Source organism: Treponema putidum (assembly GCF_024401155.1).
In the GTDB taxonomy this organism is placed as follows: Bacteria; Spirochaetota; Spirochaetia; order Treponematales; family Treponemataceae; genus Treponema_B; species Treponema_B putidum.
In genome coordinates this window covers 1,928,694-1,941,516 of record NZ_CP038804.1, presented here as the reverse complement: position 1 = coordinate 1,941,516, position 12,823 = coordinate 1,928,694, and the positions used below count along the sequence as shown (strand labels likewise).

The window sequence follows — 12,823 nt, the reverse complement described above, 5'->3', positions numbered from 1 at the left end:
GGATTGGGAAAATGCTTATTAAAATAGAAGAAACGGAAATTGAATGGACAGAATCTAAGGGCCGGAAGCTGAGGCTTACAATATCGCCTAAGACGGCCGTTCCCTGCATCCATGTTCCAAAAAATTATTCTCAAATCAAGGCTTTGGACTTTGTAAAAGAAAACATTGCGTGGATAAAAAAACATCAAACCCGTATTGAAGAAAAAATTGCTAAAAAGAATTTAAAAACTTCTCTAAGGGACGGATCAACGGTAAGTTTATGGGGTACAGAATATAAAATTAAAATACTACGGGCTAAAAAAAATGCAAGCGTTGCAGCCGATGATGACTTTATCTATTTAAAAGAACCTTCCGGAGCCGATCCTAAAAAGCGGCATTCAATTTTGAACCGCCTTTATAAAAAAGAATTGGAGCTTTATGTTGAAGAAATCTTGCCCTTTTGGGAAGCTAAGATAAAAGAATCCGCCTCTGAAATAAAATACCGAGATATGAAAAGCAAATGGGGTTCCTGCAATTCTTATACGGGAATAGTTACCTTAAACACAAAACTAGCAGCTCTTCCTTGCGAATGTGCCGAAATGGTGCTGGTGCACGAACTTGTTCATTTTAAGGAAAGGCTCCACAACGACCGTTTTAAGCGATATATGACCAAATACCTCCCCGATTGGAAAGAAAGAGTTAAGCTCTTGAATTCTGACGATTATTAGGGTGTAAGGTTTAGTCTGATACGCCTGCGTTAGAATCGGAGTTTTAAGCCGCTTAATATAGACGGCTTATCGAAAGCCGTCTTTCTAGCCTGCTTTCCAGCCGGCATTCGTGCAGTTGATTTTTTTTTAAAAATAATGTACTATCCTTTTTAATTGAAAGTTTTGTGTCAATTATGTGTAATAAAAATTCCGTATTTGGAGAATTATATTATGAATAAAATATTACCTGCCAAACATATTTCTACAAAATTTGTTATAGGTGCGTTGCTGGATACTTTTTGGGTTACTGTCGGAAGTATAATAGCTGCCGCAGCTTTACAGTTTTTTCTTATACCCGGAACAATTGCACCGGGCGGTGTCAGCGGCTTGTCGGTTGCAATCGAAAAACTGACAGGTATAAGAGTTTACATATCGAATTTAATTATAAATGTTCCTTTATTTATTTTTGGAGCAAAACTTCTAGGTAAAAAGTCCGCTGTTTTTACCCTTTTGTCTATTTTGGTGCTGTCGGGGGTTCTGGCTATTTTGCCCCAAGACTTTGTGTTTACCGATGATCTTTTTTTACAGGCGACCTTCGGAGGAATTCTTTTAGGTTTGGGCTTGGGGATTGTATTTAAGCGCGGCGCCACTACAGGCGGAACCGACCTTGCCGGTGCTATTGTAAACAAGCATTTTCCCGGATTAAGCATTGCAAAGGGAATGGCTATAGCCGATTTTGTAATAGTTATCTTTGCGGGCGTTGTAGACAATAACCCCAATACTTCGCTGTATTCTTTAATAGCTCTTTTCTTTTGCACCAAGATAGCGGATATGATTCTTGACGGCTTCGGTTATTTTAAGGGCTTTTTTATTGTAAGTTCCAAGCCGGATGAAATCGGAGATGCTCTTATGAGCAAGCTGGAAAGAGGCGTGACCCTCCTCAAAGGAGAAGGCATGTATTCAAGACAGGATCGCCCTGTGCTGCTCTGTGTCGTAAGCCGTGCCCAGTTTGTCAGAGCAAAAGAAATAATAACCGAAATAGACGAAAAGGCTTTTATTATGGTCTGCGATATGCAGGAAGTTTACGGTCTCGGTTTTAAACAAAAAATAAAGTAAACTGCTATTTTATGGATTGAATTCAGTCATTGACGGCAGATAGTTAATTATGGTATATTCAAGCTATGGATTCAGGAATTTTTATTACGGATAATAGATTAAAGTTTTCGCAAGAGCTTGCGAATAAACTTAGAGATAAGGGCTTAAAGGTTTGTTTGAGTTCGGAGTATAAGGAAGATAATAAAGAAAGCGGTGTTACTACCGAAATCGAATGGAACCGCCCATCTCTTTTTTCTCTCCAAGCTATTCCGCTTAAATTAAAAAACATAAATATTGCTGCCGATACGTCAATTTTAGTTTTTGATGCTCCTGCTTATTCCAAAATATATCCGGGGACGGATGCTCTTTCTATAGATAAGGCTATAAGCGATCTTGTTTCGGCAAATGCCGCTCTTGCTCTTGTTTTAAAAAATTACTATATTAAAAAAGCCCAAGGCCGCTTAATATTTGTTCACCGTGATATTGATTCCCCTTGCGGCAATCCTAATATTTCGGCTGCCTCCGCCGCTTTTGCACGTATTGCAGAAGAAACGGTTGATGCCGTAAGAAAAGCCGAGCTCCCCGGGGTGCAAACGCTTTTGGTAAAACTTGAAGGTTTTGAAGATGAAGTCTTTGTCGATTGGATATGCAATCAGATAGGTTTACCTGTTTTGTCCAGAAGTCCCGGACGATGGGTAAAAGCAGGGCAGCGCAGCTTTTTCGGTAAGTAAGTAGTAAGATTGGGATACACCTGCAAATGTCTTGCCCTGTAGAAAATATGCGGATTACTGTGTCGCATTGCTAAAAATGTTAGAGAAGGGCGTGTATTAAAAATTTTAGAACACTGAAAAACAAAAAAGGCTACCCCTCACAAAAACGCCGGGAACAAACTTATTGATTTTATCGGTACTTTGTCTTATACTGTAAGTATAGTTGTTGAACCTTGCGGCTTAAAAAGGCGCCGCTCGCTTTCAACTGTATGTACCGGCACGGAAAGCCGGCAGTTATACCTTTTACGGTACGAGGAGGAAACTTATGAAAAAAATGTTATTTTACTGTTTGCGGCAGCACTGCTTACCGCTGCGCTTATACTGCAAACTTCCTGTAATCTTACCGCCCCTGAATACGGCGTATTAACACTCGACTTTGAAAATGGTGCGGCGCGGTCTATCGGGGCGAACGGGCTTCCTAACCTTTCGGACAGCACAATGCAAATCGACATTACAGGCAATTCTATCGTGCCCATTACAAAGCAGCTTGAAAAAGACGAACCGAAAGTTTTTTCGCAAATCCTGCCGGTAGGCGAAACGGTGCACATAAAGGTTTCTATTATAACCCCGTCGGCAACGTGGACGGGCTTTACCGACCTAACCGTAGAAAGCGGCGATAACGAGGCTGCCGTTAAACTGAACAAGATAATAGCGTCCATGCGGCCGGTACTTTTTTCAGCAATACAAAGTGACCCTACCAACCCATACACGTTTAAACTTAATATGAGCGGGACTCCGCTTGAGATAACACAACCGGGTCCTAACACCCCCAGTAATAGTTTTTTTTGTACGAGGGACGGTAAGGGGCGGCTGTATGCAGCATATCACGACGGTTTCAACGGTTTTGAAATACAGCGGTATACCAGCGAGGGCAGCACTGATAAACAGGTCGACCTTACTAATATCAGTACTGCTGTCGATGTTACAGGCCTTACAACCGACTTAAAAACGGGAAAGGTGTACGTTACCGAAGGCGGTAGTATCTACGAAATAAAAGATGATGCTGCTCCTCCCCATACACCAAAAGCACAGTTGATTAACAACAGCAGCGGCTCGTATAATGCTATTGCCGTTTATAACGGGTATTTGTTCGCGTATGGGGCTGATGGAGGGGGGAAGAAACTTATAATGCGTAAACTAACTGCTGACGGTTCAGGGGTTGATCTGGGTACTATATACCAAACGGATCAAGATCCTTTAAAAGATATTATACCCATAACAGGTGATCCAGTCATTGCCCACCAAAGCGGCCAATGCCAAGATATGTTTGCGTACGGGAATAAAGTGTATATGGTTTTTACGATCGGCGCTCCGTATGACGGCAGCAAAGCTTTTTACGGCGGGGTTCTTGAGTACACCTACACTCAAGACGGCCATATCACCGAGTCGGGCAGGTATGGCTTTGGCGGTATGGAAAGCTATATAGAATATCCCGGTGGCAGTGGGACTGCTGTGTATCGTTTCACTGGAGAGCCTCAAGACCGCTTTTATGGGGCTCGGCGCATTATCGGCTTTGAAGACGGCGTCTTGTATATCGCTGATGACGGTGCAATATTCAGATCACTAGAGTTAGTAAATGATTATAGTGTACGCGCAAACATAAACCGCATCGCAAAACTCGACACACGTTCGGGAACTTTAACATTCGAAAACACCGATGCCAAATGGTATAGGGAGTGGCGATAACCTGATCTATGCCGGACGTAGGCTATAACCTACGCCGGCCGAAGTGCTAACCTACGGCAGACGTAGAGCATAATTTGACAGTGTGTCAAAACAGTATTCGAGACTATCTTGAAGCTCGATTAAAAAATATACCTCCTTGTATATTTTTTAATCACGAGTTTTAGGCCTTTACCCGCCATGGACGGTTGTGACATAAGTGGTAGAGTTTTACTTACAGAACCACCACACTTCCTGTGAAAAATGGGTAATTGCTAAGTTTAGATGCTGAACAACTTACAGTTATAGAAACGGGGCTTTTAGCCAGGTTAGTTCGTGTTTGTTTGCCGTAAGATGGACAATCTTCGAGTTTGGAATTGCTGCAAACTTTTTAACGGTTTCGTTATCGGGGTCTCCCTGCATCTTTATTGTGCATATAAATTTTTCGCAAAGGCCCGAGTCAATCCATTTTATAATCCAATCATAAAGCCTTGGAGGATAGCAGATTACATCGGAGCAAAGCCAATCTATTTTTCCTATTTCTTCCGGCTTTAAGGTAAAGGCATCATGCTTTATAAATTCAATATTTTTTTTTGTCATTAAATCGGGTCTCAAGGGGCTTCTGTCGATTGCGATAATCTTGCAGCCCAAGTTATCCAGCACCCAGCTCCAGCCTCCCGGGCAGGCTCCGGCATCGAGGCAGATAGAACCGGCTGCTGGCAGAGAATTCTTTTTTTCGGAAGAAACTGCGGGCATAGCTTCGGGTTTTTCAGCAAGGCCGTTTTTTTCTTGATATTTTTTTAAGTAAAAATTTAAGAGGCTTAAGGCTTCCCACATTTTTAAGTAGGCTCGGCTCGGCGGATTTATCTTATCTTCTTTAAAGAAAATTTCACCGCGGGGGAAGGGGCTTGAAGTCTTTGCCGAAGCAAAAATTTGATTTTCGTTTAAAAGCGTCCAGATTCCCATTTCGGCTGACGGAACGTCATAGGGAAATGCCCTTTCTTTTTTGCTTATGAATGGAAGTTTTTTTTCGATGAGTTCCGCCCGCCTAAAACAGTTAAAGGGAACAAATGCCCAGTTTCTTTGGATTGAACGTAAAATATCGGCGGCCTCGTTTATACTTGAAAACTCGGCTATAAAAGGTTCCTCCATACAAAGGCGGCTCCAAAAAATATCTTTCGGAAAATTTTCCCTGTAGATAATATTGCCGTAAACGGATGCATCTTTTGGAAGTTGGATAATCCCCAGAGGCATATCCGTGTGAGGAATTCCCAATTCATCAAGAAGATGATTTTCAAACTGAGGAACGGTGAGCCAAGCCCTGCCTTTTAACGTTTTTATTCGGGGAGCACTTTTATTCAGCATTATTTAATATTCTCTTAAAAAGAATATTTTCATTTTTTCCCTTTAGCTTGTCAATTAGGTAGATTTGTGCTATTATGTAAAAATAGATTATGTAATATTTATTTTATGGAGGAATTTTAAAATGTTTAAGTTAAAAAAGAATGTTTTTATGTTTGTGCCGGCTTTGGCTGTTTTATTGCTTTTTTCTTGCAATGCAAAAGAAAAAAAAGAATCGGTAGATGCTAATGTGTCTGAAACAGAGGCTGCCGCCGAAGTATCGGATATTGCAAAAGCTGAAGAAGGTCTGACTTCAAAAAAAGATATTGAAAAAATAGCATACAATAGTCTATTGAATACCGAATTTAAAAGTAAGTCTAAGGCAACTTCTGCTCATCAAAAATATTTAAACGATAAACTTGTTTTTAAAGATTTCCCTTTTAATGAAGTGAAAGAAGGTATGACGGCAGTGGTCGGAAGCGATCTTTGTTTATTCTATCCTAATGCAGAATTAAAATCTCAAGAAGACTTAGCAAAACTGCCTAAGGGAATTCCAATTCCGTTCGGCACGGTTTTGAACATTGAACAAGAACCGGTAAGGCTCCCTTTCGATCCCGAAGATGAATTCGATTTCGGTGTTTTTAAGTTCCAAGAAAATCAAAATTATTTTTACCGTACAACATGGAAGGGAGAAAAAGGGCTTGTCTTTGGAGCTGATCTTACAGGTATGGATAATGATTTGAAAAAAAATCAAATGATTTCCATGCGTTATTTAACAAACGGTGTTCCTAAAGAATTCTATTCGGTATTCGGTTATGAATTTTTAAGCAAGGAGCACCAAGCTGTTTTGGAGAGGGATAGGTTGATCTTTGAAAAAGTTAAACCGGATGAATATTACCTCCATATGATGTCCGGTGATGATATGATTGCCCTGTACAGAAATCATTATGGTTATCATTACGAATCATATGAAGATAATTATAATGCAAGCCTTATGCATAATGACGGCACTACGCTTTTTATTACCACAGATTTGATGGCTCATACAAAGCATCTTCTTTTTGACAGAACCTTACAGAATATTGAAGAAAAGTTTTTTGTTCCTAGACTTCTTGAGCTTGTAAAGGCCTTTGAGGATGGTTTAAGTAATGTAAATCAAAAAGGCTTTCCTGCGGCAAAATCTGAAACCTTAGAAAAAGCTAAAATCTATTTCCAAGTTGCCCGTGCCCTCTTGGAGCTGGCTCCCGAATCTGTAATTCAAAAAGATAAGTACGGCTCTACTGAAACTGTTTATAAAGAACCCGATAAAGATGAAGTTCTTTCAAAATACCCTAAAACGGTAAGTGAAGAAATAGAGCTGATAGATAATGCCCAAGGCCTTGCAACTTCTCCTCTTTTTACATTTGAAGACGGAGCTTCTACAAAAGAAGATTATTCCCAATATAAGCCGAGAGGTCACTACACAAAAAACGGCATCTTGTCAGCTTATTTTAGGGCTATGATGTGGTTCGGACATGCTCATTTTTTAATTGCCGATAAGGGGCCTGAGGTTTTGGAACAAGACGGAACGGCCGGTTCCGATTCCTATTCCCTGACTTTGAATATGGAACCCATAGCTCTTTTAATTACCGAGCTTGTAAAAAATGATGAGGATCTTTATAAAAAGTGGGCTGCCCTTTTTGATCCGATAACCGATTTAATCGGCCTATCCGATGATCTATCTTTTAAAGAAGTTTTGCCTATCTGGAAAAGCTATAATGTAAAAGACTTTGAAAAATGGGCAAGCGACAAAAACAACTTGCTCGCATTTATGAAATCGGCTCACGAAAAACTAAGGCCTCCTGCCATAGCAGGTTCTTCCGCTTTTTACACAGCTTCCAAAGGTACCGATGAAGAAAAAAAACCTCCCATGGGTTGGAGACTTTTCGGTCAGAGATTTATATTTGATTCTTATGTTCACAGCTTGGTAAGTTCTCCCAGACTGTATGGCCGTGCACATGTTAAGGGGTTGGATATTATGAAAGCACTAGGCTCAAATTCTGCCGACTTATTGCTGCAAAAAGATTACGCTGATTTTCCTAAGTTAAAGACTATCCTTGATGCAATTGAAAAAGAAGCCGTCTCTTCTCCCGATAAAATATTGGGAAAGACATATTACGGTAAAACCTTAAACGAGATAGGTCTGCAAGCCCGATTTGAACAAGGCTCCGGTTTTTATTTTACCGAAAGCCCTGCATGGAGTGTAAAGTCCTTATTGTCGGCTCACGGAACATGGGCAGAGTTAAGGCATGATACTATTTTATATACAAAACAGTCTTTTGCAGAGCTTGGAGGCGGCCCTAGTGCCGATCTTACCTATAGGGTAAAGAAGATTCCCGATCCGGTTCACTATATAGAGCCTAACTTAGCATTTTGGGAAAATGCCGCTTCTTCTGTGGATGTTCTTATAAATGCATTAAGACCCTATAAACTTATAGATGAAAAGAATTTGCAAAAGCTTGAAATGTTAAAAGATGCTGCCTTACATGCTGCCGATATTGTTAAACTTGAAATTGCGGATAAGTCGGTTTCTGAAACAGATCTAAAATGGATAACCTTGATACCGGCATTCTTTGGCCGCATTCTTATGCCTTCAATAAATGCACATGCCGATCCCGAGCAGTTTCGTATGGCCTTGGTTGCTGATGTGTTTACAAACGGAGAAGAAGGCTTTGTGCTTGAAACGGCTGTCGGTATTCCGTATAGAATCTACGTTCCATTAAACGATGCTCAAGGCGGAAAGAGAATCGCTGTCGGTTATTGTTTTAACTACTACGAGTTTGAGCAGGATAGTTCTAACCGTCTGACAAACGAGCAATGGAAGGAAAGGGTCTATGCTGATGAAGACATGGAAGAGCTAAAGCCTTTTTGGGCTCAAAATATTTCTTTTTAAAAGAAACTTTTTTTGCCGGACTTGAATTTTAAATAATATGAAATTTATAAACACTATATTTTTTGTTTGTTTTTGTTTAATAGCCTGTACCGGCAAAAAAGGCGGGACTCAAGATTCTGAAAAAGTTTTTAGAACATGGAGTTCCGATGGGGAAAGGCCTCCTGTGACGAGGTTTATCCCCAAGGAGTCTTCCTTGCCTACGGGAGCAAGGCCTTGGGGCGGAACGGTGAGCCACCATCTTCTAACAGATGCCTTAATAAATGATTGGTTTACCGAACTTGCCAAGGCAAGAAAGATAAAAACTTTTTATATTTTAAGCCCCTCCCATTGGGGGCTTTCTCTTTATGATTTTTCTTTAACAGGCGGATCATGGCAAACTAATGATGGCCTTGTTAATTCAGAAAAAGATAAGGCCGAAAAGTTATCCCGCCTTTTTGATGTGCCCTTTGATGACAGCGTCTTTGTTTACGAGCACGGTGTTTCAACCTTGATTCCCTACATAAAAAACTATTTTCCTGATGCAAAGGTTGTTGCCGTCGCTTATTTTGGAGAACCTCCCGTAAATATGAACCTTGCAGTTAAACTTTATGAAGCGGTAAAAGAAGTTTTTTCCGTCAAAGATAAGGATTCCTTCCTTTTGGTTTCTACCGATTTTTCGCATAAATCCGATATAGAAAAAACGGATAAAAAGGATGCAAAGTCCCGCTATTTTTTAACAAGTTTAAAACCTTCTGCATGGACGCTCGGTATCTGCGATAACAGGCCTGCAATGTACGTGCTTTCAAAGTTATTTACCGAAAAAACTCAATGCACAATTCAGAGGGCTACTAATGCCTATAAGCTAAGCGATGAAACTGATCCTGAGGATATTACGAGCTACTTTTTTACATACTTTTGGGAAAAAGATTAAAATTTCTTTTTAATATTTTTAAGATGATCTAAAGTTTATTTTAAAAAGAAACCTATCAGCTTCGTGTCCTTTGCAAAATTAAAGGTATAGCATAAAGTTTTTTTTTCGTATCCTGCCTTAACGATAATAACTCCTATAACCTCCCCTGAGTTTTTATCCTTCGTTTCCAAAAAATAGGCTTCTTTTGTGTAGAGGTATTTTCCTGCAGGTTCAAAAAATATTTTAGTATTTAAATTTATAAATTCTTCATCAAAGTTTTGTTTAAACTCATCGGTGCTTAAGTTTCTTATGCCTTCCCAGTCCTTATCATTTATCATAAAAATAATTTCTTCCGCTTTCTCTTTTAAAAAAGGAATATGAAAATTTTCAGAAGTCTCTTTACGTTTGCAGCTCCAGCAAAGAAGAAATAAAACAAAAATAAAAAATATTTTTAAGGCTTTCAAAATATTTATTCCTTAGGGGTTAGAATATCGGCTGCGTCTGCATTAAAAAAGTCTTCTGCCTTTTTATGATTTTGAAGTCTTATTGCATCCTGAACTTCTGTGATTTCTTCAAGCTGCCTTTTAAGAAGCTTTGTTTTATCGCTGTCTATCACTATTGTTTTCCCGTCAAGTAAAATCATTTTGACTTCGGTAAATGTACCTAAACGCATAGGTCTTTTAAAGGTATAAACTTCAATGCTGTGAATTGCCGAAAAGTTTATAGTTTTGGTCTTTGGAAAAAAGAACAAACCCGTCTTTTGAACGGCTTGTGATTTTGTAATATTAAAGTACCAAGAACTTTCAAAAAGGCCGGCCGCTAAAAATAGGGCTCCGAAGATAAGAGCAATTATAGAATATTGACCGTCCTTCATTGCCGATAAATTAAGATAAAAAATTGCACCTCCGATAAAAAGGGCGGATATGCGCATCCATATTTTTAATGCAATGAACTTTATGATTTTGTCTTTTTGCCGGTTGTTTTCCATAAAAGTTGCTCCGTCTTATATTATTTCGATTTCGGCAGCCTTGCCGTTTCTGTCGGCTGAATCTCCGCCCTTAGGATTAGGCATTTTAAATACTCTGAACTTTACGGCTGTTCCTTCTTTTATCAACTTATCTCGGCATTTTTTATCGATGTTTGTAAACGAAAAGAAAAAGTCTCCGTTTTCGTTTTCGATAATGCCGTAGCGGTTCATAAGCCGTTTTATTTTTCCTTTTACCTTGGGGGTTTCATTTTTGCGGTCTATAGCCTTTATCCAATAATTGGGAGGAACCCTGTCATCCGATCTTAATTCAAAGTCATCGGACAAGGCATCGATTATTTCGCGTAAGGTGTTGTGGCTATAGGAGCGGGGATCGAATTCAGGCATAAAGTTTCTTATAGAATTTCCTAGGTCGGAAAGACTTACCCATCCTTCTTCGGTCATGCGGGAATTTCTGTAAGCATGGCAGATAAGGTCGTCAAGGGATTTAAATTTTTTACCCGTTTTGGAATCTTCTTCATATTCTTCCGCTTCATCAAAGTTTTCAAGATACTTAAATTCGTTACAGGCATTTACCCAAAGCGGTTTTGCATTTGATCTTCCTATTCCTAGAACATATAGTCCGTATTCTCTCAATTTGAGGGCAAGGCTGTAGTAGTCGGAATCTGTAGAAACTATGCAGACTGCATTTATTCCCTGATTTGTGTTTGCAAGTTCTACCGCATCCATTATGATTGTGTTGTCTGTGGCGTTGGGGCCGTTTCTAAATTGCTGTACAGGCCGGATAGGTACTTTTTCAAGCGAATTTTTCCAACCGTTCATATTGGGTGTTGTCCAGTCTCCGTAAAGTCTTTTTATTAAAACATCGCCCTCTTTTGAAACTTCTGAAATTATCGAGTCAAGATAAGAAGGGGCAATGTTGTCTCCGTCAATTAAAAGAGCATATTTTTTTTCCATAGTTTAACTACCTTATTCTATTATTTCTACTTTTAACAGGTTTGTAGAACCTGCCTTACCTATAGGAATACCTGCCGTAAGGATTGCTATATCGCCTTTTTTTACATGGCCTGTGTTTTTTGCAATTTGCGAACAAACATCGAACATATTATCGGTTGATTTTATAGGATCGGCTAAGACGGGGTATACATCCCAGTCGAGGGCTAGTTTCCTCATAACATTAGGGGATTCCGTTACGGCGATAATCGGTACCTTTGGTTTAAACTTTGAAATAGCTCTCGGCGTTATTCCTGAAGCTGATGCGGTTATAATTGCATTTGCATCAAGGGCTAGGGCAGTGGAGCAAGTAGCTCTTGCAATGGCATTTGTTATTGTGATCTCATGCAAGGAAGCATTTTCAAGAAAAAGTTTTTCATAATCCATAGTCTCTTCAATAGAGAGGGCTATGGAATTCATCATAGCAACCGTTTCGACGGGGTATTCTCCTGCTGCCGTTTCTCCTGAAAGCATAACGGCCGAGGTGCCGTCAAGGATGGCGTTTGCAACATCCGTAACTTCGGCCCGGGTCGGCCTTAAATTATGTGTCATAGATTCCAGCATCTGTGTTGCGGTTATAACCGGTTTCCCTGCAATATTTGCTTTTTTTATCAGGCGTTTTTGAAGATGAGGAATTTTTTCCGGCTCTATTTCTACACCCATATCTCCTCGGGCTACCATTATGCCGTCGGCTGCCGCTAAAATCTCATCTATATTGTCTAAGCCTTCTTGATTTTCAATTTTTGCTATAATAGCGATTTTGCTTTTATGTTTCTCCAAGAGTTTTCTTATTTGGATAATATCGTCAGCTCTTTGAGTAAAGGAAGCTGCAATAAAATCTACATCATTTTTAATTCCGAATTCGATGTCGGCAATATCCTTTTCACTCATATATGGAAGATTTACTCTCAAACCCGGAATGTTGACCCCTTTTCGGCTGGTTAGAGTGCCAGAGTTAACTGCTACACATTCTATATCCGTGCTGTTTAAAATATCTATGACCTGTAATTCCAGCATTCCGTCATTTATAAGGATTCTGTTTTTAGGCTTAACTTCGGAAGCAAGATTTTTATATGAAATACTGCATATCTGGTTTGTGCCTATTACATCTCTGGTTGTAATGATAAATTCCTGCCCTTGAACGATCTCTACGGGTTTTTCAAAAACTCCCAATCTGATTTCAGGCCCCTTTGTATCGAGTAAGATAGCCACAGGCATTTTGAGTTCTTCTCTGATTTTTTTTATTCGATCTATTTTAACCTGATGTTCTTCATGGCTCCCATGTGAAAAATTAAGGCGGCAGACATTTAGACCTGCCTTGAACATTTCGGTTAATACTCTTTCTGATTCGGATGCAGGACCTATTGTACATACGATTTTTGTTTTTTTCATAAGATTCCTCCAAAACTTATTTAAATATGATACTATAAATCGCAAAAAAATTCAAATGCCTAAGACTAAAACAAAATA

Annotated in this window: 11 protein-coding genes; 6 read left to right on the top strand and 5 right to left on the bottom strand. The window is 39.5% G+C overall.

Features of this window, described 5'->3' with window-relative positions; translation table 11 throughout:
* The first annotated feature begins 11 nt into the window (after positions 1-11).
* From E4N74_RS08965 to E4N74_RS08950, 4 genes are all read left to right on the top strand, one after another.
* On the top strand, positions 12-707 hold the full coding sequence (locus E4N74_RS08965; RefSeq protein WP_044977678.1) for a YgjP family zinc-dependent metalloprotease: 696 nt from the start codon (positions 12-14) through the stop codon (positions 705-707).
* 210 nt (positions 708-917) lie between these two features.
* Complete coding sequence (locus E4N74_RS08960) at positions 918-1,802, top strand: YitT family protein (RefSeq protein ID WP_044977677.1); 885 nt, start codon at positions 918-920, stop codon at positions 1,800-1,802.
* A gap of 65 nt (positions 1,803-1,867) precedes the next feature.
* Positions 1,868-2,512 carry a hypothetical protein gene (locus E4N74_RS08955; protein WP_255817262.1) on the top strand — a complete coding sequence of 215 codons (645 nt, stop codon included), beginning with the start codon at positions 1,868-1,870 and terminating at the stop codon, positions 2,510-2,512.
* 318 nt (positions 2,513-2,830) lie between these two features.
* Positions 2,831-4,237, top strand: a complete 1,407-nt coding sequence (locus E4N74_RS08950; RefSeq protein ID WP_255819329.1) for a hypothetical protein — start codon at positions 2,831-2,833, stop codon at positions 4,235-4,237.
* Positions 4,238-4,516: 279 nt separating this feature from the next.
* On the opposite strand, the gene E4N74_RS08945 is transcribed toward E4N74_RS08950, so the two are convergent.
* Positions 4,517-5,578 (bottom strand): SAM-dependent methyltransferase, encoded by a 1,062-nt coding sequence (locus E4N74_RS08945; RefSeq protein ID WP_255817261.1) that lies wholly within the window; start codon positions 5,576-5,578, stop codon positions 4,517-4,519.
* 121 nt (positions 5,579-5,699) lie between these two features.
* Here E4N74_RS08945 and E4N74_RS08940 point away from each other — a divergent pair, with 121 nt between their 5' ends.
* Both E4N74_RS08940 and amrB read left to right on the top strand, forming a co-directional pair.
* On the top strand, positions 5,700-8,486 hold the full coding sequence (locus E4N74_RS08940; protein WP_255817260.1) for a DUF3160 domain-containing protein: 2,787 nt from the start codon (positions 5,700-5,702) through the stop codon (positions 8,484-8,486).
* A gap of 37 nt (positions 8,487-8,523) precedes the next feature.
* Entirely contained in the window at positions 8,524-9,396 is an 873-nt protein-coding gene (gene amrB, locus E4N74_RS08935) for an AmmeMemoRadiSam system protein B (protein ID WP_044977671.1), read from the top strand.
* A 35-nt stretch (positions 9,397-9,431) separates the two neighbouring features.
* Here amrB and E4N74_RS08930 read toward each other — a convergent pair whose 3' ends face one another.
* The 4 genes from E4N74_RS08930 to pyk are packed head-to-tail and all read right to left on the bottom strand — an operon-like array spanning position 9,432 to position 12,745.
* Entirely contained in the window at positions 9,432-9,839 is a 408-nt protein-coding gene (locus tag E4N74_RS08930; RefSeq protein ID WP_044977669.1) for a DUF3887 domain-containing protein, read from the bottom strand.
* A 5-nt stretch (positions 9,840-9,844) separates the two neighbouring features.
* Positions 9,845-10,363, bottom strand: coding sequence for a YdbT family protein (locus E4N74_RS08925; RefSeq protein ID WP_044977667.1), 519 nt, complete (start codon positions 10,361-10,363; stop codon positions 9,845-9,847).
* 15 nt (positions 10,364-10,378) lie between these two features.
* Entirely contained in the window at positions 10,379-11,317 is a 939-nt protein-coding gene (locus E4N74_RS08920; protein ID WP_044977665.1) for an NYN domain-containing protein, read from the bottom strand.
* A 12-nt stretch (positions 11,318-11,329) separates the two neighbouring features.
* Positions 11,330-12,745: a pyruvate kinase gene (gene pyk / locus E4N74_RS08915; protein WP_255817259.1), complete on the bottom strand. Its 1,416-nt coding sequence runs from the start codon at positions 12,743-12,745 to the stop codon at positions 11,330-11,332.
* Positions 12,746-12,823: the final 78 nt, after the last annotated feature.